The following is a 23,912-nucleotide window of genomic DNA, read 5'->3' as shown; positions in this document are numbered from 1 at the left end:
CCCTCTCGCTCAGATCCCATGCGGCAGCTCTGCCCGAATCGCGGTCCCGACACCGGCCGGGCTCGTCACGCGCAGCTCGCCGTCCAACGCCTCGACGCGGTTGCGCAGGCCCGCCAGGCCGGTCGAGCCACCGCCCGAGCCGCCGGTGCGCGCGTCGTCGTCGATCGACGCGCCGCCCGGCCCGTCGTCCGCGATCTCCACGATCAGCAGCCCGTCGCGTTCGGCCAGCGTCACCCGCGCGGACGCCGACGGGGCGTGCTTGGCGACGTTCGTCAGCGCCTCCGCGACGACGAAGTAGGCCGCGGTCTCGACGACCGGCAGCAGCCGTCTGTCGATCTGCGCGTCTACGGTCACCGGCACCGGCGAGCGCTGGCCGAGCGACTCGACCGCCGCCACCAGCCCGCGGTCGGCGAGGACCGGCGGAGCGATCCCGCGCGCGAGGTCGCGCAGCTCCTTGATCGCCGCCCCCGCCTCGCCGCGCGCCTGGCGCACCAGCGCGGCGACCTCCGGCTGGTCCTCCAGCCGCTCCTCCGCCCGCCCGAGCTGCATCGACAGCGCGACCAGGCGCGCCTGCGCACCGTCGTGCAGGTCGCGCTCGATCCGCCGCAGCTCCGCGGCCTGCACGTCGAGCGCGCCGCGGCGGGTGCGCGTCAGCACGTCCACGCGCTCGGTCAGCTGGCGCTCGCGGCGCGTCGGCAGCAGCTCGCGGTTGACGAGCAGCCAGTGCACGCCGAGGATCGAGCCGAAGCCGACGAGCGGCCAGATCGGCCAGAAGTAGCCGCCGCCGGTCATCGCCCAGATCACCAACTCGAGGCCGCAGATGAAGATCGTCACCTCGGCGTGGACGGCGAGGGGGCGCGCGCGGCCCTCCAGCGCGTCGACGAGATGACGGCCGAGCACGTGGATCGCGAGCGTGATCAGCAGGCCGAGCCAGGCCCACATCGGCCAGAAGTAGCCGGCGCCGGTCACGGCCCACACGATCGTCACGACGCCGCCGACGAGCCCGACGATCATGCCGTGCAGCGCAAGCGTGACCTCGTACTCGTCGCCGTCGGGCCGGCCCGCCGCGCCGTTGTCGGTGCTGGTGGACATCGCAGGAAAGATCATGCCGGACAGGCTCCCAGCCGGTGTTCGGCGCGTCATTGCGGGAGGTCCCAGTCCCCAGGCGGCACACACCCGATGTTCACCGGGGGTTAACCGCAGTACGGTTCGCTTGTACACACCATTACGAGTCCGGCGCCGCCGCTGCAAGATCGGCGCCCCGTTCCACGAAACGAGGCGGTCGATCACGATGCAGGAGACCCACGAGCGCGCGCCCGCGCCCGGACAGAAGGCGCAGCCGCAGATGCACAACCCCTGGCGGGAGGCGATCGCGCCCTACGCGACGCCCGACCTGAAGCGCAGCCTGCTCGACCTCGCCACCTCCGTGCTGCCGTACCTGCTGCTGTGGCCCGTGCTGGTCTGGTCGCTGGACGTCTCCTACTGGCTGACGCTGCTGATAGCGGTGCCGGCGTCCGGCTTCCTGCTGCGCACGTTCATCATGTTCCACGACTGCGGCCACGGCTCGCTGTTCGCGTCGAAGACGGCGAACACGTGGGTCGGCCGCTTCACCGCCCTGCTCGTTTTCACGCCGTACGCCTCGTGGCGCCACAGCCACGCGGTCCACCACGCCAGCGCGGGTGACCTCGACCGCCGCGGCGAAGGCGACGTGATGACGCTGACAGTCGCCGAGTACAACGCCTCCAGCCGCGGCGCGAAGCTCGCCTACCGCATCTTCCGCAACCCGCTGGTGCTGTTCACGTTCGGTCCGATCTGGTCGTTCGCCGTCTATCCGCGGCTGATCAACAAGCAGATGCGGCCGCGGATCCGCAACAGCGTGCTGCTCACCAACGTCGTGCTCGGCGTCTCGATCGCCGCGGTCTGCTGGCTGATCGGCTGGCAGGCGTTCCTGCTGATCCAGACGCCGCTGGTGCTGATGGCGGGCGGCGCGGGGGTCTGGCTGTTCTTCGTCCAGCACCAGTTCGAGGACACGTACTGGGAGACGAGCGACGAGTGGTCCTACGCCGACGCCGCGCTGCGCGGCAGCTCCTACCTCAAGCTCCCGAAGGTGCTGCAGTTCTTCTCCGGCAACATCGGCCTGCACCACGTTCACCACCTGTCGGCGCGGGTGCCGAACTACAAGCTGCAGGGCGCGCACGACAACGTCGCGGTCCTGCGCGACGTGCCGGTGCTGACGCTGTGGGACGCGCTGAAGGCGCCGCGGCTGAAGCTGTGGTGCGAGGAGCGCAAGCGGATCGTGACGTTCCGCGAGGCGCGCCAGGCGACGCGGCGCCCGGTCGCAGCCTGACGCGCCGCTTCGCCGTGTCCTGACGCGCCACAACCTGGCGCGTTTGCCGGATGGCGCGAACGTGGTATCCCCCATCACGCCCTGGCGTCGGGCTGGGGCACCATCGGGAGGAGAGCCTGATGAGGGGAGATGTTCGCCCGCGCCGCCTGCGCGGGTTCGGCTGTGCGCTTGCCGTCGCGACCACGGTCGCCGCCGCCGCACTGCCGGCCGCGGCCGTCGCTGACGGGCCGGGGGCCGGCACGCCGACGGTCGTCACGCTCGGCGACTCGGCGATCTCGGGGGAGGCCGGCCGCTGGGCCGGCAACACGAATCAGGCGCCGTCGAAGATCGACGCGCTCGGCGCGACCGCCTACTGGGACGCGCCGTCCGGCGAGGCGATCAGAGGCTGCCACCGCTCCAGAAGCGCGCAGGCGTTCATCGGCGGCGGCGTCGCCGGCGCCAACCTCGCCTGCTCCGGCGCGCGGACCTCGACGGTCGGAACGGCGTCCGGCGAGGACTTCAAGCCGGGGATCGACTTCTACAGCGACGCACAGGGCCGCAGAGGGCAGGCGCTCGCGCTGCAGGAGTACGCCGCGACGCACAACGTGAGGGCCGTCGTCGTGATGATCGGGGCGAACAACTACGGCTTCGCGGACGTCGTCCAGGCCTGCGTCGTGGACTGGCTGACGTCGCCGACGTGGTGGAAGAACTACTGCTCCGACGACTCCGGCATCGCCTCGCGCTTCACCGCCGCGCGGCAGGTGACGGAGACCAACAACGTGCGCGCCGCGCTGCAGCGGGTCGCGCAGGCGATGACGAACGCCGGCTACAGCAGCTCGCAGTACACGATCCTCGGCCAGACCTACTGGTCGCCGATCCCGCGCGGCTCCGGGATCCGCTACTCGGAGTCCGGCTACACGCGCCAGTCGGTCGGCGGCTGCGGGGCGTGGAACAGAGACCTCGACTGGGCCAACGACGTCGTCGTGCCGGCGATGAACAACACGATGCGCAACGCGCTCGCGTCGAGCGGCCTGACGAACACCAGGCTGATCGACCTGCAGACGGCGCTGGACGGGCGGCGGCTGTGCGAGAACACGGTCGGGCTGCTGGAGGAGCGCGGCGTGCCGACGTGGCAGAGTGGCGGCGCGGTCGACAACAGCGAGTGGGTCAACCAGATCCGCACGGTCACGACGCTGGTCGGTCCGTACCAGTTGCAGGAGAGCATCCACGCCAACTACTGGGGCCAGATGGCGATGCGCAACTGCCTGCGCCAGGCCTACAACGGCGGCACCCCGAGAGGCGGCAGATGCGTCCGGGTGGCGAACGGGCTCAACGCGCAGGGCGAGCCGCAGATGGGATTGCAGTGATGTCGGTCTGAGCCAGAGGAGCGGTCGTTTGCTGGTCTGTGAGACCAGTGGACGACCGCTCGTCGGCAGCAGCGCCTACCTGGCGGCCGCCGCCAGCAGCTCGTTCGCGATCGCCTGCGCCGCGTCCGGCCGCGCGAGCGCGGCCGAGGCGGCGGACATCGCCGCGAGGCGGTCGCGGTCGCGCAGCAGCGCAGCGACCTCGTCCGCGAGCCGCTGCGCGGTCAGCTCGGCGTCCGGGACGACGATCGCGGCGCCGGCCTTTTCCATCCAGCGCGCGTTCGCGCTCTGGTGGTCGGCGGCGGCGTGCGGGTACGGGATCAGGATCGCCGCTCTGCCGTGCGCGGCGACCTCGAAGATCGACCCGCCCGAGCGCGCGACGACGAGATCGCTCGCCAGCAATGCCTCGCCGAACCCGTCGATGTACTCGCGCAGGTCGTAGTGCGGGCCGGGCGACCCGAGCGTCGCGAAGTCGCGCGCGCCGGCGGCGTGGAGGATGCGCACGCGGCGAGCGGAGCCGCTCGCAGGAGCCGCGCCGCGCGTCGAAGCGGAGCCGCTCGCGGGGGCGACCCACCCGTCGACCGTCGCGGCGTCGGCGAACGCCTCGAGCGCCGCCCCGTTGATCGAGCGCGCCCCGAGCGAGCCGCCGAAGACGAGCACGACCACGTCGCCGTCGGCGAGGCCGAAGCGGGCGCGCGCGGCCGCGCGATCGGTCGCCGGCGGCGGGACCGGGCGGCCCGTCACGAGGTAGCGGTCGCCGTCACGACCGTCCAGCGGGAACGCGAGGCAGACGCGCGTCGCAAACCGCGCCAGCATGCGGTTGGAGATCCCCAGATGGCTGTCGGCCTCCGTCAGCACCAGCGGCAGCCTGCGCGACGCGGCCGCCGCGCCGACGGTCCCGGCGACGTAGCCGCCGCCGCCCATCACGGCGTCCGGTCTCAGCGAGCCCAGCAGCGATCGCGCGAGCACCACGCCAGCGCCCGCCTTCGCAACCGCCCGCGCCGCCTTCAGCGGGTTCGTGCGGCTGATCCCCTCGACCGACAGCGTCCGCAGCTCGTAGCCGGCGGCCGGCACCAGCTCCTTCTCCGCCCGCTCGCCGCCGACGAAGACGACGGAGGCGCCGTCAGCCCGCAGCGCGTCGGCGACCGCCAGTGCCGGTACGACGTGGCCCGCCGTCCCGCCGGCGGCGATCACGATCCTGATCGGCGCGCTCACGCGAGTCCGCGGCAGTCGTGGCGGGTGCGCGGCCGGTGTCGACCAGGCGCATGTACGCGCGGTTGCGGTCGGCCAGGTTCAGCAGCAGGCCGACGGCGCCGAGGATCACGATCAGGTTCGTCGGTCCGTACGAGACGAACGGCAGCGGGACGCCGGTCAGCGGCGCCAACCCGAGCACGACGAAGATGTTGAGGATCGCCTGACATGAGATCAGGGCCGTGAGGCCCACGGCCAGCAGCTTTGCATATTGGTCGACGGCGCTCCGTGCGATCCGCAGCCCGGACCACACGATCAGGCCGAACAGCGAGATCACGACCGAGACGCCGACGAGCCCCAGCTCCTCGCCGATCACCGCGAGGATGAAGTCGGTGTGCGCCTCCGGCAGGTAGAAGACCTTCTGCACCGACTGCCCCAGCCCGACGCCGAAGAAGCCGCCGGAGCCGAGCGCGATCTGCCCCTGCACCGACTGGAAGCCCTCGCCGGACTTCGACGCCCACGGGTCCAGGAACGAGGTCAGGCGGTCCTGCTGGTACGGCTGCAGGAGCACCAGGAACAGCAGCAGCACGCCGCCGATCAAGGCGCAGTAGCCGAGGTACTTCATCGGCACGCCCGCGACGATCAGCATCGACGCGACGATCCCGACGAGCACGAGCGTCGTGCCGGTGTCGGGCTCGATGATGACGAGGAAGCAGGCGGCTGCGGCGACGTAGCCGACCGGGCTCAGCATGCCTCTGAAGGAGGTCATGATCCGCTTCGGGTGCGACGACAGGAACTGCGCGCAGTAGAGGATCAGCGCGAGCTTCATGAACTCCGACGGCTGCGGCGAGAAGATGCCCGGCCCCAGCCACGAGCGCGCGCCGTTGACCTCGGTGCCGACGCCCGGCACGAGCACGAGCACGCAGGCGGCGAACGAGCCGATCAGCAGCAGCGGCGTGAAGCGTCTCATCAGCTCGACGCCGTGGCGCGCCATCACGTGCATGCCGGCGAGCGCGATCAGCCCGAGCCCGACGTAGCGGACCAGATAGCCCGACCCGCTGCCGCCGGCCTCCAGCACGTTGCGCGCGGAGGAGGCGCTGTAGACCATCACGGCACCGATCGCGATCAGGCACAGCGTCGCGGTGATCAGCACGCGGTGCTCGATCGGCCGCGGCTGCGTGGGGACGCGCTCCCGTCGCCTGATGCGCGGGACGCGAGCGGCGGAGGCCACCGGTCAGGCCTCCTCGACGAGGCGCCGGAAGTGATCCCCGCGCGCCTCGAAGTTCTCGTACTGGTCGAAGCTCGCGCAGGCGGGCGACAGCAGCACCGTCTCCCCCGGCTGCGACGCGGCGCGAGCGGCCAGCAGCGCGCCGGCCATGTCGCGCGCGTCGAACATCGGCACGCCGGCCGGCTCCCACGCCGCGGCGATCTCCTGCGCGCCCTCGCCGATCAGGTAGACGGCGGCGCAGCGCTCGGCGACGAGCGGCGCCAGCGGCGTGAAGTCCTGCGCCTTCGGCACGCCGCCGGCGATCAGGTGGACCGTGTGAGGGGCGAACGAGCGCAGCGCGACCTGCGTCGCGTCGACGTTGGTCGCCTTCGAGTCGTTGACGTAGGCGACGCCGTCCAGCTCGCGGATCGGCTCGAGCCGGTGCGCGACGCCGGCGAACGTGCGCAGCGCCTCGCGCACGGCGTCGGGCTCGATCCCGCGCGCGAGCGCGACGCCCGCAGCCGCCATCGCGTTCTCGCGGTTGTGCGGGCCGCGGATGCGGATCTCCTCGGACGCGATCAACGGCGCGCCCTCCCACGTGATCGCGCCGTCGGGATGCAACGCGATCGTCGCGCCGTCGGCGACGGTGCCGAAGGTGACGCGGCGGGCTCTGCCGGGCAGCAGCTCCGCGAGCGCGGTCGAGGTGACCGCGACGTCGCCGGAGTCCTGGCGCCGGAACGCCTCCAGCTTCGCGTCGCGGTACGCCTCGAAGGTGCCGTGGCGGTCGAGGTGGTCGGGCGTCACGTTCAGCAGCAGCGCGGCCTCGGGGGCGAACGCGAGCGTGTCCTCCAGTTGGTAGCTGGAGGTCTCGCAGACGACGGTCGCGGCGGGCTCGAGCGCGCCGACGAGCGATGCGACCGCGGTGCCGACGTTGCCGGCGACCGCGACCGGCAGCCCGGCGGTGCGGTGGACGTGGCCGAGCAGCTCGGTCGTCGTCGTCTTGCCGTTGGTGCCGGTCACCGCGATGAACTCGTTCGGGAGCAGGCTCCAGGACAGCTCGACCTCGCCCAGCACGGGCAGCCCGCGCTCGCGCGCGGCGGCGACGACCGGCGCGCTGTGCGGCACGCCGGGGCTCTTGACGAGCGTGCGCTGGTCGCTGACGAAGTCGGTCCCTGGGCCATCCAGGTGCACTTCGACGCCCGCCGCGCGAAGCCTCTCTACGTCCGGCGTTCCCGCGTCGAGCGCGATCACCCGCTCGCCGCGCGCATGCAGCAGCAGGGCGGCGGCGATCCCCGAGCGCGCAAGCCCGACGACGAGGTAGGGGCCGCCCGGCAATGCCGGCCGGCGGCTCACCGGATGCTCTGCTGGTAGATCGTGAAGCCGATCGCGCTGCAGACCGAGGCGATGATCCAGAAGCGCAGGATGATCTTCGTCTCCGACCAGCCGCGCAGCTCGAAGTGGTGGTGGATCGGCGCCATCAGGAAGACGCGTCTGCGGAACGTCTGGAACGCGAACACCTGGATCGCGACCGACAGCGTCTCGATCACGAAGATCCCGCCGAGGATCACGAGCAGGATCTCGGTCTTCGTCATCACCGCCAGCCCCGCGATCGCGCCGCCGAGGCCGAGCGAGCCGGTGTCGCCCATGAAGATGTTGGCTGGGAACGAGTTGAACCAGAGGAACCCGACGCACGCTCCGACCAGGCACGCCGCCAGCAGCGACAGCTCCTGCTGACCGGTCGTGATGAAGGTGATCCCGATGAAGGCGAGCAGCACGATCGCCGCGCAGCCGGCCGCGAGGCCGTCGAGCCCGTCGGTCAGGTTGACGCCGCTGGTGGTGCCCGCGACGACGAGGTAGATGAAGACGGGATAGAGGAATCCCAGATCGATCTGGGCGTCGACCACACGCAGCCGCAGCGTCGGCTGCAACCCCGCGCCTCTCGTCGCCGCCAGCCACAGGCCGATCGAGATCGCGACCGTCGCGAGCAGCTTCGTGCGGCCTCTGACGCCGAGCGAGCGGCGGTGGACGACCTTCGTGTAGTCGTCGACGAAGCCGATCAGCGCGCACGCGATCGCCGTTCCGAAGACGCCGACCGCGAGCCAGTCGTACTCGGTCAGGATCAGGAACGGGATCGAGACCGCCGTGAAGATGATGATCCCGCCCATCGTCGGCGTGCCCGCCTTCGCGTGGTGCCCCTCGGGGCCCTCGGCGCGGATCTGCTGGCCGAACTCGCGCTCGCGGATGAAGGCGATGAACTTCGGGCTCAGGAAGATGCAGAGCAGCAGCGACGCGGTGCCCGCGATCAGGATCCGTCCCATCTGGTCAGGCCGTCCCGTCGTTCGCGGTGGTTGACAGCGCCTGCAGCGCCTCGCGCGCGACCGTGACGTCGTCGAACGGCAGCTTGCGGCCGCCTTCGAACTCCTGCCCCTGTTCGTGCCCTTTTCCTGCGATCACGACGACGTCGCCCGCGCGCGCGGCGCCGATCGCGTCGGCGATCGCCTTGCGGCGGTCGACCTCGACGTGGACGTGGGGACCGGTCCCGGTCCCGACGACGACCTCTGCGAGGATCGCGGCGGGGTCCTCCGAGCGCGGGTTGTCGGAGGTCGCATAGGTCTCGTCGGAGAGGCGCGCGGCGATCTCCCCCATCAGCGGCCGCTTCGTGCGGTCGCGGTCGCCGCCGCAGCCGAAGACGCTCAGCACGCGCTGCTCGGTCAGGCCGCGCGCGGCCTGCAGGACGTTGTCGAGCGAGTCGGGCGTGTGCGCGTAGTCGACCAGCACGGCGAACGGCTGACCCTCGTCGACCGGCTCGAAGCGGCCGGGGACGCGGCCGGCCTGCGGCAGCGCCTGCGCGATCTCGGGCAGCGAGACCCCGAGCGCGCGCGCGGCGGCGATCGCGCCGAGCACGTTCTGGACGTTGAAGCGGCCCGGCAGCGGTGTGCGCAGCGCGATCGGCCCCTCGGGCGTGAGGGCGGTGAAGGTCGAGCCGGTCAGGCCGGTCGTCAGCTCTGTCGCGCGGTAGTCGGCGTCCGCGTCGATCGCGATCGTGACCGGCGTCTCGCCCGCTGCGCGCAGCTCGTCGGCGAGGCGGCGGCCGTAGGGGTCGTCGAGGTTGACGACGGCGGTGCCCACGCCCGCGACGCCGGCGCTCGCCGCGGCCGCGTCGCTCTCGACCAGGAACAGCTTGCGCTTGGCGAGGAAGTACTCCTCCATCGTCGGATGGAAGTCGAGGTGGTCCTGCGTCAGGTTCGTGAAGATCGCGACGGCGAAGCGGGTCGCGTCGGCGCGGTGCAGCTCCAGCGCGTGCGAAGACACTTCGATGGCAGCCGCGACGTCGCCACCGTCGAGCATCGCGCGCAGGTCGGCCTGCAGCTCGACCGCCTCGGCGGTCGTGCGCTGGACCTCGCGCTGCTCCCCGCCGACGATCGACGTGACCGTCCCGAGCAGGCCGGTCTGGCGGCCGGCGGCCTCCAGCAGGCCGCGCACGAGGAACGCGGTCGTCGTCTTGCCGTTGGTGCCGGTCACGCCGACGACCTGCAGCTCGTCGCTGGGGTCGCCGTTGAAGCGCGCCGCGAACTGCGCCATTGCGACGCGAACCGAGGGCACCTGCACTTCTGGAACGCCGAGCCCGAGCGACCGCTCGACCACGAGCGCAGACGCGCCACGCGCGACGGCGTCGGGCGCGAAGTCGTGCCCGTCACGGGTGAAGCCGGGCACGCAGAAGAAGAGCGTTCCCGGCTGGACCTTCCGGTTGTCGTAGGCGAGCGCGGCGATCTCGACGCTTGCGGCGGCAGGTGCGAGCGGAGAGGCGACAGCGCTGCCGATCACGTCCAGCAGCTTCATCGGGCGACGAGTGTACTCGGCCGGCCCGACCCCTCCCCGCACGGGTGCCGGCGCGCCACCTGCAAGGCCCTCGGAGGCGCCGTCCAGCCGCGCCTGCGGACGCATGCCGGTCAATTCGGCTGCACGCCGAAGTACGGCAGCGCCCAGGCCGCGATCTTCTGGAACGCCGGCCCCGCGACCTCGCCGCCGTAGATCGAGCCCTGCGGCTCGTCGACGACGACGGAGACGAGCAGCTGCGGGTCTCTGACCGGCGCGAAGCCCATGAACGACGCGATGTATCTGGTTCTGGAGTACTCGCCGGTGTCCGGATCGACCTTGTTCGCGGTGCCGGTCTTGCCGGCGAGGTCGTAGCCGGGAATCGACGCCTCGGCCGCGGTGCCGCCGGCCGCGAGCACGCCTCTGAGCATCTCGCGCACCTCGGCGGCGGTCTGCGCGGAGATCACGCGTCTGCCGCGCTCCTCGGGCACGGGCACGCCGCCGACCTTCTCCAGCAGTCTCGGCGTGCGCAGGATGCCGCCGTTGGCGATCGCGGCGTAGCCCTCCATCATCTGCAGCGGCGTGACGGCCTGGCCCTGGCCGATCGGCAGGTTCGCGATCGAGGAACCCGAGTACTGCTTGTAGGTCGGCACGATCCCGACCTCCTCGCCGGGCAGCGCGACGCCGGTTCTTCTGCCGAAGCCGAACGTGTCGACCCACTGGCTGAAGCGTCTGGCGCCCATGTCGAGCGCGATTCTGACCGCGCCGATGTTGCTCGACTCGGCGAGGATCTGCGCGACGCTGGCGGTCTCGTCGCCGCGCTCGTGGGCGTCGTGGAGTATGCGGTCGGCTATGTGCAGCTCAGTCGGCAGGTAGTAGGTCTTCTCGGGCGTCGCGGTGCCGTCCTGCAGCGCGCCGGCGACCGTGAACGCCTTGAAGGTCGAGCCCGGCTCGAACGTGAAGCCGACCGCGCGGTTCTGCTGCGCGTAGGCGGGCGCGCCGCCGGGGTTGTTGGCGTCCACGCGCGGCCAGTTCGCCATCGCGAGCACCTCGCTCGTCTGCGGGTTCATCACGATCGCGGTCGCGCCTCTGGGCCGGTAGGTGCGCCCGACGCCCTCCAGCACGCTCTCGACCTTCTCCTGCAGGCCGGCGTCGATCGTCAGCTGGATGTCTCTGCCGGGGACCGTCGGCGTCTGGTCCTTGATCGAGATCGCCTGCCCGAGCGCGTCGTTGACGATCCGGCGCACGCCGTCCTGACCGCGCAGAACTCTGTCCTCGCCGTATTCCAGGCCGCTGCCGCCGCCGGGCTGCTCGCTGGCGGAGCCGAGCAGCTGCGACGCGAGCCAGCCGCGCGGATAGGTCCGCAGCGAGCTGGGCGTGAAGGCGATCCCGTCGATCCCGAGTCTGCGGATCGCGTTCGCGCGCGCGGCGGGCACGCGGCGGCCGAGGTAGACGAAGCCGCTGTGCTCGTTCAGCTTTCTGAGCACGTCCTGCTCGGACTGCTGCAGCAGCGGCGCCAGCTCCTTGGCGGCTCTGAGCGGGTCTCTGACGATGTACGGCGTCGCGGAGATGTCGCTGGCGACTTCCGACAGCGCCAGCACGGCGCCGTCGCGGTCGGTGATCGTCCCGCGCGGGGCCGGCAGCGCGATCGTCTGCACCTGCTGCGTGTCGGCGGCGCGCTTGAGCGCCGGCGCCTTGACGGCGCCGAGCCACCCCGCGCGCAGGAACGCGAGCGAGAGCGCGGCGAGGAAGATCAGGAACAGCAGGCTGATGCGGCGGTCGGTCAGGCTCGGCACGGGGACCTCGTCTCGCTGGGCGCGACCGCGGCGCCGATCGCGCGCGGGTCGCGGCCGTGGTCGCTCGCCCGCTCGTGGATCGGGCCGGTCACGCCGTTCCTCACCCGGTCGGCGCGCTTGCGCCGCCCGCGGCGTCGGTCGTGCCGGCGGTGTCGGTCGCGGACAGGTCGGTCGTGCCGGTCGTGCCGGTGTCGGTCGTCGCCGGGTCGGTCGTGCCGGCGGTGTCGGTCGCGGACGGGTCGGTCGTGCCGGCGGCGTCGGTCGCGGACGGGTCGGTCGTGCCGGTGGTGTCGGCCGTAGCCGCGGTCGTGTCGGTCGTGCCGGTGTCGTCGGTCGTGCCGGAGTCGGTCGTCGCCGGGTCGGTCGTGCCGGTGTCGTCGGTCGTCGCCGCGGTCGTGTCGGTGGTGCCATCGGTCGAGGTGCCGTCGTCGAGCGTCGTGCCGGCTGCGGCGGCGGCCGCCGCGAGGGCGGTCGCGTCGGGCGCTCTGACCGTGCGCGCCGCGCTGCTCGCGTCGGCGGACTTGGAGTGCAGGAAGCGCGGCGAGCCCTGCGGCGGCATCACGAGACCCATCTGCGTGGCGCTCTGGATCACGCGCTCGGGATCGGTCAGCATCGAGTTGTCGGCACGCATCGTGCGGTTCTGCTGCTCCAACTGCGCGCTCTTCTCGACCGCCGAGCCGATTCCGGCGTTGAGCTTCAGCAGCGACAGCTGCAGCGTCACGAGCCCGACCAGCAGCGTGCCGATCAGCACGATCCACATCCGACCGCCGATCAGGCGCTCGAGCAGGTGATGGTCTGGCAGGCTGCGCACCCAGGCGGCGAAGCGAGCGGGCAGCGGCAGATCGGAGCGCTTCTGCCGCGTCGGCCGCGGCACGGCCGCAGGCTTGCGCCGCGCCGGAGCGGGAGCGGTCTGCGGCAGCGGGAGCGGGAGCGCGGCGGCGGCAGCTCCGCTCGCCACAGCAGCTCCGCCCGCCCCGCCGCGCGGACCCGTGATCCGCGCCGCAAGCGCGCTGAGCGGCATCGACCCACGGGCGCCGGGCGCCGGCGCAGAGGCACGCGAGCGCGAGGCGGATCCACGCGCCGGGCGCGCGGATTCGCGCGCCGGGCGCGCGGATTCGCGCGGCGCGGGCGCGGAACGACGCGACGTCGGCTCGTCCACGCGCGATGACGGCGCCGAACGACGCACCTGCGGCTCGTCCACCTCCGGCAGCGGCGCTCTCGCGCGGCGCTTCGGGGCAGCGCTGCGCGCCTGGCGCGCGGCCTGCTCGCGTGCGAGCGCGGCGCGTTCCTGGAGGTCGTTGGCGCGGCTCGTCTCTGCCGCGTGCATGCCGGTGCCGGCGTGCCCGGACGCGCGCTCCTGCTCCTGCTTGCGCGGCGCGGCGGGGCCGGAGACACGACGCGACGGCGGCGCTCTGCGGCGCGGCGGCGTGCCGTGGCCGCCCCCTGCTCCGGTTGCACCGGACGCACGGCGGCGGCCGGCGGCGGTTGCGGGCGCAGGGGTCACGAGATCTCCTTCAGCTTGCGCGCACCACGCAGGTGCGCTGACTTCGCGCGTGGGTTCTGCGCGACCTCACCGGGGGTCGGTGCGATCGCGCGACGGGTCAGCAGCTCGCCTTCGGGCGTGCGGCCACAGGCGCAGACGGGCAGGTCGGGCGGGCAGATGCAGCCCTTCGCACGGTCGGCGAGGAAGCGCTTGACGCGGCGGTCCTCCAGCGAGTGGAACGAGATCGCGGCGAGCCTGCCGCCGGTCTTCAAGACCTTCCACGCGCGCGGAAGGCCTTCGTCGATCTGCTCCAGCTCAGCGTTGACCGCGATGCGGATCGCCTGGAACGTGCGCTTCGCCGGGTGGCCGCCGCCGAACTGCGCCGGGATCGGGATCGCGGACTTGATCACGTCGACGAGCGCCTGCGTCGTCTCGATCGGATGGTCGGCGCGCGTGCGCACGATCACGTGGGCGATCTTGCCGGCGTAGCGCTCCTCGCCGTACTCCTTCAGCAGCCGCGCGAGCTGACGCTCGTCCCAGCTGTTGACGACGTCGTGAGCGCTCAGCTCCTGCTCGGGATCCATCCGCATGTCGAGTGGGGCGTCGTAGGCGTAGGAGAAGCCGCGCTCCCACGTGTCGACCTGCATCGAGGACATGCCGAGGTCCATGTAGACGAGGTCTGCCTGTGCGTCCTCGTCGGCGAGCTGTTGCAGACCCTGCGCGAAGTCGGCGCGAATGAAGCGCGTCGCGCAGGGGACGTCGTCCGCCAACTCGGCGAAGCGCTGCTCGGCGATCGGGTCTCGATCGATCCCGATCAGCGTGCCGGACGGTCCGATGCGGTCGGCGACGAGGCGTGCGTGACCGCCGCCGCCGAGCGTGCAGTCGACGGCGATCTGGCCGGGCTGCGGGTCGAGCAGCTCGATCAGCTCCCCAGCGAGGACGGGGATGTGGATGCCGGTCATGTCAAGAAGTGTGGCCACTAGTTATGGAAACTGTTCATCCGGCCGAGGACTGCAGCCCGGCGGCGATCTCGGAGACGTTCTCCAGCACCTCGCCGTTGTACGCGGCCCAGCCGCCGCGATCCCAGATCTCGAGGCACTCGCCGGCCCCGACGACGCTGACGTCCTTCGTCAACTTGCCGGAGTCGAGCAGGAATCTCGGCACCATCACGCGGCCCGCTCCGTCCAACTCGGTCGGGTGCGAGTTCGCGGTGAAGTGACGGTTGAGCTTGCGGAACTCCGGCGACAGCGGGCTGTGGCCCTGCAGCGCCGCTGCGGTCCACGCGTCGTAGTCCTCGGGGCGCCAGATCGCGACGCAGTCCTCGAGTCCCGCCGCGAGCACGATGCCCTCCGCAAACGTCGCCCGGTAACGCGTCGGCACGGTGAGCCGATTCTTCGCGTCGAGGGTGAGGTCGAAAGTGCCGCGGAACGTCAAGGGTCATCGCCTGAAGAGGTTCCGAACCGGGGTGGCTGAGTGGGAGGAGCCCTGCCACCCCGGTCCGTATGCGAGGCAAGCTAACCCACTCTCTCCCACTTTGCAACCCATCTCCCGCCCTTTCACCCACCGATCATGGCGTTCAGTTCGCCGACCCCCGGGATTCCCCTTCACCACGGGTCATCGCGCGGTGGGACGGTGTGGGACGAGCTTCGGAGGAATTCCGCATGAGCGATTGCACCCGGCGCAACTGGGCGCACGCTTGCAACGGCGCAGCGCCGTCGTGGGGATTCCGTCCGTCCGGTGTGCCGAAGTGGGGCGGGTCGGAAGCGGCCGATTCGCGCACGCAAGGCGCCCGAGACCCGAGCACCCGATCCACCAATCGTCGGTGCGATTGGCGCGCGTCCATCCCCTCAGCCGCGACAATGCGCGCATGTCGCCCGACGAGCTGGAGCTGCTGCAGCGTCACGCGCCGCTGCTGCGGCTCGACCTGCTGGAGCGCTTCGCGCCCGTCGCGGTCGATCCGTTCCTCGCGCGCGCGGCTGTCGTCGCCGACGGCGAGCGGCTCAGCGGACCGCCGGCCGAGCTTGCCGCGACGGCTGGGTCCAGACAGGCGGGGCTCCATCTCGACCCGCTGGCGGATGCGATCGCGGCAGGGACGCAGTCGCCGGCGGCGACGCAGCCGCCGGCCGCGGCACCGCTGCCGCTCGCCGCCCGCATGTTCGCGGCGTTCGCTCCCCCGCCCGGCCCGTCGGAATGGGTCTGCTACGGCGAGATCGAGCCGCTGATCGGCGGCGGGCGGGCGCTCTCCTACTGGTTCTTCTGGGTCGACAACCCGTTCGGGATCCGCTTCACCGACATCGGCCGTCACGTCGGGGACTGGGAGCAGGTCCAGGTCGAGCTGGCGCCCGGCGGCGCGATCGTCGCCGTCACCGTGATGCAGCACGGCAGCGCCCATCGCGTCGAGGCGGGCGCGGCGCAGCTGACGATCGAGCGGCGCCGGCCCCGCGTCTACGTCGCCGAGGGTTCGCACGCCGCGTACCTGACAGCGGCCGCACAGCCGCGCAAGCTCAAGCAGGACAACACGTCCGACGGCGGCCGCAGCGGCGTCCCGCGCGTGCGCGCGCTCGACGCGGCCGAGGCCGACGTGTGGCCGGGCTGGCCGGGCCGCTGGGGACCGGACACCGGCGCCGTCGTCCCGCTCCCCGCCTGGCTCGTCGCGCTCGCACGCCGGCTCGCGCCGAGAGGCTTCGGCGGCGACAGCCCACCGGGCCCGCTCGCGCGCGGCAAGCGCCGCGCCGGAACGAGACCGCTGCGCCGCCACACCCCTGGCGCGATCGCCCCCAACGCATGGCTCAGCAGGGCGCTGCAACGACTCGGTGGCGCGACATGGCCGCGGCGGGTCGAGATCGACGCGACGACGCCGGTCGCTGTCGATGCGGGACGCGACGCGCCTCGCGTGCAGGCGCGAGCGCGCGTGGGCGGGTGGCTGCTGCGGCGCGCGCGCTATCTCGACGCCGTCGTGGTCGATGCCGACGGCGCGGCGCTCGGCCACGCACGCGCCCGCGTCAAGGGGGCCTCCATCGACCTCACGATCGAGCTGATCGCCGCGGGCACCCCGGCGCAGCTCCGCCTCGCCGGCTACAACGCGCTCGACCAGCGCAGCAACGTGTCGCGGCGCCCGGTCGGCTGAGCGGCTTCGAGCCGGGCCGCGCGGCGGGAGCGGGGCGCGTCCGTCGGGGCGTGCCGGGCGACCGGCCGCCAATCGTTCAGGCGCCGGGCGACCGGCCGCCGATCGTTCACGCGCCGGGCGACCGGCCGCCAGTCGTTCAGGCGCCCGTGCGCTCGACCGCCGCGCGCAACGCCGTGCGGGCGTCGGCGGCGAGCCGTTCGACCAGCTCGCCCGCGGGGAGCGGCTCGGCGAGGGCGTGCGCTTGGCCGGCCCACAGATTGATCGCGTCGGCGTCGCCGCGCTCGCGGGCCGCGGCGCGCAGGGGCGCGGTCATGTGGTGCACCTCCGGATAGCCGCGCGGGGCCTCGGCGTCGTGGTCGCGCAGGAAGCGGTTGACGATCCCGCGTGCCGTGCGACCGCTGAACGCACGCGTCAGCGCTGTCGTCGTCGCCGGCTCGGCCAGCGCCGTTCTGTGCGGCTGCGAGGTGCCGGCTTCGGGCGTCAGCATGAAGGCGCTGCCGAGCTGCGCGGCGGCGGCTCCGGCGGCGAGCACCGCCGCCACCCCCGCGCCGGTCGCGACCCCGCCCGCGGCGACCAGCGGCACGGCCGGCGTCGCGGCGGCGACGAGTTGCAGCAGCGGGAGCAGTCCGACGTCGCCGGGCGCAGCGTCGTCGAACGTGCCGCGATGGCCGCCCGCCTCGAAGCCCTGGACCACCAGCGCGTCCGCACCGGCGTCGGCGGCGGCCTTCGCCTCCGCGACGGTGGTGATCGTGATCCAGACGGCGATCCCTCCGGCCTGCAGCGACGCGATCGTGGCGGCGTCCGGGATCGCGAACGTGAACGAGACGACGGCGGGTCGCAACCGTCTCAGCAGCTCGACCTTCGCGACGAACTCGTCGTCGTCGAAGCGCGGCACGCCGAGCGCGACGCCGAGTCTGTCGCTTTCCCCCTGCAAGGCGCCGGCATAGCGGTCCACCTCAGCCGGCTCGGCCGGCACGCCCCCGGCCGCGAAGACGTTGACGCCGAACGGCGCACTGGTGATCTCCCGCACGGCATCCACGTCCGCCTCGACCGCCTCGGGCGTCTTGTAGCCGGTCGCAAGGAACCCGAGCCCGCCGACCGCCGAGACTGCCGCCGCCAACGCAGGCGTCGAAGGTCCGCCGGCGAGCGGTGCCTGCACGATCGGATAGGCGAGGCGGTCGAGCGCAAAACGGGTCATTCGCACAAACGTAGCCGCTCGACGCGGCCCACGATCAGTCAGGGCGCGGCCCGCTGCGCGCTCACGCGACGAACGCGGTCAGCAGCGCGGCACCGACGAGCAGCAGAACCGAGGGGACGAGCAGCAGGGCGACGACGAGCTGGATCTTCGGGGCGGCGCGGGCGGCCTGTTCGTTGAGGCGGCGCGCGTACGCCGCCCGTGCCTCGGCGGCCTGCGCGGTGAGCGCTTCGCCGAGCGGGGCGCCGTGGCGGGCGGCGCGGTCGAGCGTGCGCACGAGCGCCGCGACCCCGGGCGCCGGGCAGCGCTGCGCGAGGTCCGCGAGCGCCCGCTCGCGCGGGACGCCCAACTCGACCTGCACGGCGACCGTGCGCCACTCGCGCGCGAGCAGTCCGGACGCGCGCCGCGCGACGTCACCGATCGCACGTTCGAGCGGAAGCCCGGCGGCCAGCGCCACACGCAACAGGTCGAGCAGGTCCGGCAGCTCGATCTCCATCTCCCGCCCGCGTGCGCGGGCGTGCCGCTGCAACCACAGATCCGGCGCGAGGAACGTGGCGGCCGGCAGCGCGACCGGCACCAGCAACGCGAGCCGACCGGGCAGCAGCGCACTCAGCGGCAGCGCGCACGCGAGGCCGAGCAGCGCGGCCCCGCCCTTGATCGCCATCAGATCGCTGACGCGCAATCCGAACGGACTCCCCGCCGCGACGAGCCGCCCCCGCAGATCGCCAGGCGCGTCGGCCGCGCCGAACCGCCGCCCGAGCCGCGCGAGAACCCGCAGCACGACAGCGCGCGAGGCCCGCGGCCGACCGCTGAGCAGCACGATCAGCTCAACGATCCCGACCCCCGCGAGCGCGCCGGCGATGCCTGCGAGCAGCGCCGCCCGGCTCATCTCCCCACCCGCGCGAACCGCGCCGTCGCGACGGCGCCCGAACCCGACCGGCTCATCCGATCACCCGGGCCAAGCGGCGGATCGCCACAAGGGCCACCGCTTGGAGGAAGACCGCGAAGCCGGCGAGCCAGGCGGCGAGCGGGACCGCGACGATCGCTGCGAGCGTGCCCGGGCGGGCGAGCTCGGCGAGTGCGGCCGCGCCGGCCGGGAGGACGCTGACGATGAGGCCGGTGAAGCGCGCCTGTGCGGTCGCGGCGCGGGCGTCGTCGGTCAGCCGTGCGGTGTGCTCCTGCGCGGCGGCCAGCTCGCGCAGCAGCGCCGCGAGGTCGCCGCCCGCCTCGCGCTGCAGCAGGATCGCCGCGACGAGCGTGTCGTACGCACGGGAGCCCGCGCGGGCGCGCAGCTGCGCCAGCACCTCCGCGGTCGGCTCGCCGAGCGCGAGCGCGGACGCGACGACGGACAACTCGGCCGCGGCCGGGCCCTCGACCGCCCGCTCGGCCTCCGACAGCGCCGCACCGATCGCGTGACCGGCGCCCAACGCGTCCGCGATCGCGCGTGCGACCGCCGGCGCCGACCGTTCGAGCTGCTCGCGATAGCGCCGCCGTCGCCGGCGCAGCAGCGCGCCGACCGCCCACGGGCCGCCCGCGCCGCACGCGATCGCCGCGAACGGACCCGCCACGAGCCAGCCCGCGACGAACATCACGGCCGCGCCGACCAGCACCAGCCGCCGCCGCTCCGGCGCACTCGGCTCGCCGCCGCCGCGCAGCGCGCGCACCAGCGGCGTCCCGAAGCGCGCCAACGACCGCACCGAAGCGGTCAGCTCGACCGCGGCGAGCCCCTCCCACAACGCCAGCACGGCAACCGCCCCCGCCGCACCGGCCAACGGCGCAGCGGTCACCGCGCGCCGCTCCGCCGCGCGCGCCGCTTCACATGTCGCGGCCCTGACGGCCGCATCGCCGCACCCCGCGACCAGCGCCCGTCGACAAGCCCGCGCCTGCCGACCGCCGCCGCGAGCCGCGACGGCCGCGTGCGCCCGCAACTCCCCGCCGCCGCCCGACCCCCTGGCCGTCCCGCACCCCCACCCCCAACGGCCCTCACGACCACCGTCCAGCCGCCGGCTCCCAGGCACCGCGGCTCATCGCTGCGGCCCTGTCCAACCGGCGGCCGTGATGCGGGCTGCCAGCTCGTCCGGGAGCGGCAGGCGCCAGATGCCGCGGCCGTCGCGCATGGCGTACAGCTCGCGGGCGCCGACGCCGCCGGCGACGCGGTCGACCGCGCTGACGGCGACGACGCGGCGGCGGCCGTCGGGCTCGCGCCGCTGGTGGACGACGAGGTCGATCGCGCCCGCGACCTGCTCGCGGATCGCGCCGTGCGGCAGCGCGACGTCGGCCATCAGGGCAAGCGTCTCGATCCGTCGCAGCGCCTCCTCGGCGGAGCCCGCGTGGACGGTCGAGAGCGATCCGTCGTGGCCGCTCGACATCGCTCCCAGCATGTCCAGCGCCTCTCCGCCGCGGACCTCGCCGACGACGATCCTGTCCGGGCGCATCCGCAGCGCGTTGCGCACGAGACGGCGGATCGTCACCTCTCCGCGGCCCTCCAGCGAGGCCGTACGCGCCTCCAGGCGGACGACGTGCGGCTGGCGCAGCTGCAGCTCGGCGGCGTCCTCGATCGTCACGATCCGCTCGCCGTCGGGGATGAAGCTCGACAGCGCTCCGAGCGTCGTCGTCTTGCCGGAGCCGGTGCCGCCGCTCACCAGCAGCGTCAAGCGCGCGCGGACGCACGCGCGCAGGAAGTCGTGCAGCGGCGCGTCGATCGTGCCGGCGTCGAGCAGCTCCGCCGGCCCGAAGCCATGGCGGCGGAAGCGGCGGATCGTCAGAATCGGCCCGTCGAGCGCGAGCGGCGGGATCACGACGTTGACGCGCGAGCCGTCGGGCAGGCGGGCGTCGCACAAGGGCGAGGCCTCGTCGACGCGCCGGCCCAGCGGGGCGAGGATCCGCTCGATCGCGTGGCGCAGCTCCGCGACCGAGCCGAACGCCGCGGCGGTCGGCTCGATCCGCCCCGCGCGCTCGACCCACACGGAGATCTCGCCGCCGACGCCGTTGACCATCACCTCGTCGACGCTCGGATCCGCCAGCAGCGGCTCCAGCGGTCCGAGTCCGAACGCGCGCTCCGCGACCCGCCGCCGCAGCTCGACCCGCTCCGGCGCGCTCAGCAGCGCGCCCTCCCGTTCGACCAGCGCCGCGATCCGCGCAGGCGCGCCGGCGAGCGCGCCGGCCGCATCCGCACCCGCGCCCGCGAGCGCGCCCGCGCTCGCCCCCTCGCCCGCATCGCCGCCCGCGTCGCCCGCGCCCGGCGCGCCCATTCCGCCGCCGCCCCGATCCCCCGCATCCGCCCCCGCCTCCCGCACGAGCCGCTCCCGCAGCTCGCCGGCGACCTCGTCCAACGCCTGCGCCTGTTCGCTCATGGACGGCCAGAGCCGTTGGTGACGCTTTTTCGCCCCCTCCAAGGCTGCTGAACGTGCCACAAACCTGCCGATTTGCGTCGAATCTCGCACGATCGACGCAAGTTGCAGCCGCCGGGGCCGATCTACAAGACGATGAGCGTCGAGCTCGCCGACTCCCCCTTCCCCGCCGCAGAAGACGTCGCGATCGCGCGGCAGCCGATACACGATCGCTGGAACAAGGTGATCGGCTACGAGCTGCTGTTCCGCGGCTCGGCCGGGCGCGTGGACTTCGATCAGGAGCGCGCGACCGCCAGCGTGATCCTGGAGACGTTCACGGGGATCGGGCTCGCCGCCGTCGTCGGCCGCCAGATCGCGCACGTGCGGCTCTCGCGCCGCTTCCTCGTCGAGCAGCACGCCTTCGCCCTGCCGGCCGATCGCGTCGTGCTGGAGATCGCCGCGCCCGCGCCCGACGACGAGCAGGTGCGCAGGGTGCTGCATCAGCTGGCCGAGCTCGACTACCGCATATCGCTGGCGTGCGATCCGCACGGACCGCTCCCGGACGCCGCGCTGATCCGGATCGCGCACAGTATCAAGCTCGACGTCGGCGCACTCACGCCGGAGGAGCTGTCAGCCGCGGCCGAGCGCTACGAGCCGGCGACCAGCAACCTGATCGCCGCCGGCGTCGACACCCCCGCGCTGCTGAAGCGCTGCCGCGAGCTGGGCTTCCACGGCTTCCAGGGATTCTTCTTCTGCACGCCGGACGTCGTCCACGCGCACGCGCCCCCCACGAGCAGGTTGACGGAACTGCACTCGCTCGCGACGCTCTACTCGCAGACGCTCACGTTCGAGGAGTTCGAGCGCGTGATCATGCGCGACGTCGGCCTCAGCTACCGGCTGCTGAGTTACCTCAACTCGGCCTTCTTCAACCTGCCGCGCCACGTCGCGTCCGTGCGCGAGGCGCTGATGATGCTCGGGATGAAGGCCGTGCGCCGCTGGGCGACGCTGATCGCGCTGTCGGCGACCGACGAGAAGCCGACCGAGCTGACCGTCACGGCGCTCCTGCGCGGGCGTCTGTGCGAGCTGATCGGCCGCCGCCGGCCCGCCGCCACCGCCGGCTCCGACGCGTTCTTCACGGTCGGCCTCTTCTCCGTCATGGACGCGATCATGGACACGCCGATGGAGGACGTGCTGGAGTCGCTGCCGCTGACGCAGGAGGCGCGGGTCGCGCTGCTGGACCGCACCGGCCCGATGGGCGACGCGCTCGCCGCGATCATCGCCTACGAGAGAGGCGAGCTGCTGCAGGCCGAGAAGCGGCTGCCTGGCCTCAACATGACCGAGCTGTACATCTCCGCCGTGCGCTGGGCGGACGCCGCATGCGGCGCGCTCGACGGTCGTGACCAGGCCGACGCGACCGCCGCCGCCGCTCAGGACAGCGACGGCGAGGACGAGGGCGACGTGTTGACGTCGATCCCGGCCTGAGCCAGCTCGCTCGCGGGCGGTAGAACGAGGCCGTCGCCGAGCTGCCTGCCCGCTTCGGTCGCGGCCAGCTCGCGGCCGACGACGCGCACGATCGCCTCGACGACCTCGGGGGCGAACTGCCGCCCCGCGTGCGTGCGCAGCTCTTCGAGCGCCTCCTGCGGCGAGCGCGCGCGGCGGTAGGAGCGGTCGGTCGTCATCGCGTTGAAGGCGTCGCAGGCGGCGACGACCGTCGCCTCCTTCGGGATCCTGCCGCCGCCGAGGCCGTCGGGATAGCCGCCGCCGTCCCAGCGCTCGTGCGAGGCGCGCACGATCCGGCCGATGTCGGCGAGCGGACCGCCGACGCGGTCGAGCATCCGCTGCCCCTCGACCGTGTGCGTCTTCATCAGCTCCCACTCGGTCTCGTCCAGCGGACCGGGTCTGTTGATGATCTCGGTCGGGATCACGATCTTGCCGATGTCGTGCAGCAGCGCCGCCAGCTCGACGTTGTGGCGCTCGCGCATGTCGAGCCCGAGCTCGTCGGCGACCTCCAGCGACAGCGCCACGACGCCGCGCGTGTGGTCGCCGCCGGTGTACTCGTCGGCGTCCTCCAGCAGGTCGCCGAGCAGCATCGCGATGCCGCGGTAGGCGCCGCCAAGCTCCAGCGCCTGTTCGAGCCGCTCGTTGCGCTCGCGCGCGAAGACGGTCAGCAGCAGCGCGAGCGGCAGCACCAGCAGGAAGGCGTAGGGACGGTCGACCGAGGCCATCGCGGCGAGCACGCCGGCCGGCGTCAGCAGCGCGTCGACGAGCCAGACCCATTCGAGCGCGCGCAGCTGGTCGCGCAGCGGGATGTCGAGCGCGAGTCTGGAGCGCACCGCGGAGACGACCAGCTCGATCGCGAACTGCGCTGCGAGCGCCGGGATCAGCCAGATCCAGTCGCCGCCGAGCGGATTGACCGCGCCGGCCGCCAGCAGCACGAGCGCCGGCCCGACCGAATGCCACGCGTCCCCGGGCAGCATCGCCGCGCGCGCCGGATGCAGCGCGCCGCGCGCGTAGTCGGGCAGGTTGCCGACGAGCATGCCGACCAGCACCAGCAGCGGAACCAGCTCGGTCGGCAGCGTGTAGAGCATCGTCACGAAGACGAGCTGCGTGGGCACCGTGTGGCCGGCGCCGGCGTAGAAGCGCACGTGCGAGAGCGCGCCGTAGGCGATCACGAGCACGAGCGCCGGGCCGATCTCCAGCGAACGGCCGGAGTTGAACAGCAGCGCGAGCGCGATCGCCGCGGCGAGGAATGGGAGGCCGAGCGCCAGCTCGGCACGGATCTCGTGCCAGGACGGCGCCTCGGACCGTCTCACGCGCGACCCTCCCGCGCGCACGAGGCGGCGACCGTGCCGCAGTGCGGCAAGGCTGGAGCCGTCGCGCGAGCGACGACGGTGACGGGCACGACCCCGTTGAGGAGCAGTCTCCTTGACATGCGCTCAGCGTGAGAATCGGCTCAAGCGACCGATTCCTTGAGCCCTGATTACAGATCGGTCCGATCACGCCGCTAGCGTGATCTGGTTCGTCGGCGCGGCGACGCCGGGCGCTTGTCGCGGAGCGGCCACGCGCGCGCAGCAGCGC

19 protein-coding genes are annotated in these 23,912 nt (G+C 73.1%); 4 read left to right on the top strand and 15 right to left on the bottom strand.

Annotation, left to right across the window (positions count from 1 at the left end; genetic code table 11):
* Positions 1-9: 9 nt before the first annotated feature.
* Complete coding sequence (locus Q7L65_RS19930; protein ID WP_304723829.1) at positions 10-1,092, bottom strand: histidine kinase; 1,083 nt, start codon at positions 1,090-1,092, stop codon at positions 10-12.
* Positions 1,093-1,291: 199 nt separating this feature from the next.
* Here Q7L65_RS19930 and Q7L65_RS19925 point away from each other — a divergent pair, with 199 nt between their 5' ends.
* Both Q7L65_RS19925 and Q7L65_RS19920 read left to right on the top strand, forming a co-directional pair.
* On the top strand, positions 1,292-2,347 hold the full coding sequence (locus Q7L65_RS19925; RefSeq protein WP_304723828.1) for a fatty acid desaturase: 1,056 nt from the start codon (positions 1,292-1,294) through the stop codon (positions 2,345-2,347).
* Positions 2,348-2,466: 119 nt separating this feature from the next.
* Positions 2,467-3,693 carry a hypothetical protein gene (locus Q7L65_RS19920; RefSeq protein ID WP_304723826.1) on the top strand — a complete coding sequence of 409 codons (1,227 nt, stop codon included), beginning with the start codon at positions 2,467-2,469 and terminating at the stop codon, positions 3,691-3,693.
* Between the two features lie 75 nt (positions 3,694-3,768).
* On the opposite strand, the gene murG is transcribed toward Q7L65_RS19920, so the two are convergent.
* The 9 genes from murG to mraZ form a co-directional block, all read right to left on the bottom strand.
* A complete protein-coding gene (murG, locus tag Q7L65_RS19915) occupies positions 3,769-4,905 on the bottom strand; it encodes an undecaprenyldiphospho-muramoylpentapeptide beta-N-acetylglucosaminyltransferase (RefSeq protein WP_304723824.1) in 1,137 nt (378 codons plus the stop codon).
* Positions 4,814-6,112 carry a putative lipid II flippase FtsW gene (gene ftsW, locus Q7L65_RS19910; RefSeq protein ID WP_304723822.1) on the bottom strand — a complete coding sequence of 433 codons (1,299 nt, stop codon included), beginning with the start codon at positions 6,110-6,112 and terminating at the stop codon, positions 4,814-4,816. Before ftsW ends, murG begins: the two co-directional genes overlap by 92 nt.
* A gap of 3 nt (positions 6,113-6,115) precedes the next feature.
* Positions 6,116-7,441, bottom strand: coding sequence for a UDP-N-acetylmuramoyl-L-alanine--D-glutamate ligase (murD, locus tag Q7L65_RS19905; protein ID WP_304723821.1), 1,326 nt, complete (start codon positions 7,439-7,441; stop codon positions 6,116-6,118).
* Entirely contained in the window at positions 7,438-8,406 is a 969-nt protein-coding gene (gene mraY / locus Q7L65_RS19900; protein ID WP_304723820.1) for a phospho-N-acetylmuramoyl-pentapeptide-transferase, read from the bottom strand. Before mraY ends, murD begins: the two co-directional genes overlap by 4 nt.
* A 4-nt stretch (positions 8,407-8,410) precedes the next feature.
* Positions 8,411-9,928 carry a UDP-N-acetylmuramoyl-L-alanyl-D-glutamate--2,6-diaminopimelate ligase gene (locus Q7L65_RS19895; RefSeq protein ID WP_304723819.1) on the bottom strand — a complete coding sequence of 506 codons (1,518 nt, stop codon included), beginning with the start codon at positions 9,926-9,928 and terminating at the stop codon, positions 8,411-8,413.
* Between the two features lie 110 nt (positions 9,929-10,038).
* Complete coding sequence (locus tag Q7L65_RS19890; RefSeq protein ID WP_304723818.1) at positions 10,039-11,700, bottom strand: penicillin-binding protein 2; 1,662 nt, start codon at positions 11,698-11,700, stop codon at positions 10,039-10,041.
* Positions 11,701-11,800: 100 nt separating this feature from the next.
* Complete coding sequence (locus tag Q7L65_RS19885; protein WP_304723817.1) at positions 11,801-13,204, bottom strand: hypothetical protein; 1,404 nt, start codon at positions 13,202-13,204, stop codon at positions 11,801-11,803.
* The gene (gene rsmH / locus Q7L65_RS19880) at positions 13,201-14,145 is read right to left on the bottom strand and encodes a 16S rRNA (cytosine(1402)-N(4))-methyltransferase RsmH (RefSeq protein WP_304723816.1); all 945 of its coding nucleotides are present in this window, start codon (positions 14,143-14,145) and stop codon (positions 13,201-13,203) included. Before rsmH ends, Q7L65_RS19885 begins: the two co-directional genes overlap by 4 nt.
* A gap of 34 nt (positions 14,146-14,179) precedes the next feature.
* The gene (mraZ, locus tag Q7L65_RS19875; RefSeq protein ID WP_304723815.1) at positions 14,180-14,617 is read right to left on the bottom strand and encodes a division/cell wall cluster transcriptional repressor MraZ; all 438 of its coding nucleotides are present in this window, start codon (positions 14,615-14,617) and stop codon (positions 14,180-14,182) included.
* 433 nt (positions 14,618-15,050) lie between these two features.
* Here mraZ and Q7L65_RS19870 point away from each other — a divergent pair, with 433 nt between their 5' ends.
* Positions 15,051-16,310 carry a Vps62-related protein gene (locus Q7L65_RS19870; RefSeq protein ID WP_304723814.1) on the top strand — a complete coding sequence of 420 codons (1,260 nt, stop codon included), beginning with the start codon at positions 15,051-15,053 and terminating at the stop codon, positions 16,308-16,310.
* A 136-nt stretch (positions 16,311-16,446) separates the two neighbouring features.
* Here the strand turns inward: Q7L65_RS19870 and Q7L65_RS19865 are convergent, their stop codons facing one another.
* From Q7L65_RS19865 to Q7L65_RS19850, 4 genes are all read right to left on the bottom strand, one after another.
* Entirely contained in the window at positions 16,447-17,508 is a 1,062-nt protein-coding gene (locus Q7L65_RS19865; protein WP_304723813.1) for a nitronate monooxygenase, read from the bottom strand.
* A gap of 61 nt (positions 17,509-17,569) precedes the next feature.
* The gene (locus Q7L65_RS19860; RefSeq protein ID WP_304723812.1) at positions 17,570-18,394 is read right to left on the bottom strand and encodes a type II secretion system F family protein; all 825 of its coding nucleotides are present in this window, start codon (positions 18,392-18,394) and stop codon (positions 17,570-17,572) included.
* 52 nt (positions 18,395-18,446) lie between these two features.
* Positions 18,447-19,292, bottom strand: a complete 846-nt coding sequence (locus Q7L65_RS19855) for a type II secretion system F family protein (protein WP_304723811.1) — start codon at positions 19,290-19,292, stop codon at positions 18,447-18,449.
* Positions 19,293-19,529: 237 nt separating this feature from the next.
* Positions 19,530-20,858 (bottom strand): CpaF family protein, encoded by a 1,329-nt coding sequence (locus Q7L65_RS19850; protein WP_304723810.1) that lies wholly within the window; start codon positions 20,856-20,858, stop codon positions 19,530-19,532.
* Between the two features lie 132 nt (positions 20,859-20,990).
* Here Q7L65_RS19850 and Q7L65_RS19845 point away from each other — a divergent pair, with 132 nt between their 5' ends.
* Positions 20,991-22,316, top strand: a complete 1,326-nt coding sequence (locus Q7L65_RS19845; RefSeq protein ID WP_304723808.1) for an EAL and HDOD domain-containing protein — start codon at positions 20,991-20,993, stop codon at positions 22,314-22,316.
* Here Q7L65_RS19845 and Q7L65_RS19840 read toward each other — a convergent pair.
* Positions 22,262-23,647: an HD-GYP domain-containing protein gene (locus Q7L65_RS19840; RefSeq protein WP_304723807.1), complete on the bottom strand. Its 1,386-nt coding sequence runs from the start codon at positions 23,645-23,647 to the stop codon at positions 22,262-22,264. The two genes, Q7L65_RS19845 and Q7L65_RS19840, sit on opposite strands and share 55 nt — an antisense overlap.
* Positions 23,648-23,912 lie beyond the last annotated feature (265 nt).

Source organism: Conexibacter sp. CPCC 206217 (genome assembly GCF_030646165.1).
Classification (GTDB): domain Bacteria; phylum Actinomycetota; class Thermoleophilia; order Solirubrobacterales; family Solirubrobacteraceae; genus Conexibacter.
Note: the sequence above shows the minus strand (reverse complement) of the source record. Positions and strands in the feature narration are given on the sequence as shown.

What these genes read in the sequence shown, in the direction of transcription:
- Q7L65_RS19930 (WP_304723829.1), bottom strand. Translation starts at nt 1,092, where the DNA reads ATGTCCACCAGCACCGACAACGGCGCGGCGGGCCGGCCCGACGGCGAC.
- Q7L65_RS19925 (WP_304723828.1), top strand. Translation starts at nt 1,292, where the DNA reads ATGCAGGAGACCCACGAGCGCGCGCCCGCGCCCGGACAGAAGGCGCAG.
- Q7L65_RS19920 (WP_304723826.1), top strand. Translation starts at nt 2,467, where the DNA reads ATGAGGGGAGATGTTCGCCCGCGCCGCCTGCGCGGGTTCGGCTGTGCG.
- mraY (WP_304723820.1), bottom strand. Translation starts at nt 8,406, where the DNA reads ATGGGACGGATCCTGATCGCGGGCACCGCGTCGCTGCTGCTCTGCATC.
- Q7L65_RS19895 (WP_304723819.1), bottom strand. Translation starts at nt 9,928, where the DNA reads ATGAAGCTGCTGGACGTGATCGGCAGCGCTGTCGCCTCTCCGCTCGCA.
- rsmH (WP_304723816.1), bottom strand. Translation starts at nt 14,145, where the DNA reads ATGACCGGCATCCACATCCCCGTCCTCGCTGGGGAGCTGATCGAGCTG.
- Q7L65_RS19870 (WP_304723814.1), top strand. Translation starts at nt 15,051, where the DNA reads ATGTCGCCCGACGAGCTGGAGCTGCTGCAGCGTCACGCGCCGCTGCTG.
- Q7L65_RS19865 (WP_304723813.1), bottom strand. Translation starts at nt 17,508, where the DNA reads ATGACCCGTTTTGCGCTCGACCGCCTCGCCTATCCGATCGTGCAGGCA.
- Q7L65_RS19860 (WP_304723812.1), bottom strand. Translation starts at nt 18,394, where the DNA reads ATGAGCCGGGCGGCGCTGCTCGCAGGCATCGCCGGCGCGCTCGCGGGG.
- Q7L65_RS19850 (WP_304723810.1), bottom strand. Translation starts at nt 20,858, where the DNA reads ATGAGCGAACAGGCGCAGGCGTTGGACGAGGTCGCCGGCGAGCTGCGG.
- Q7L65_RS19845 (WP_304723808.1), top strand. Translation starts at nt 20,991, where the DNA reads ATGAGCGTCGAGCTCGCCGACTCCCCCTTCCCCGCCGCAGAAGACGTC.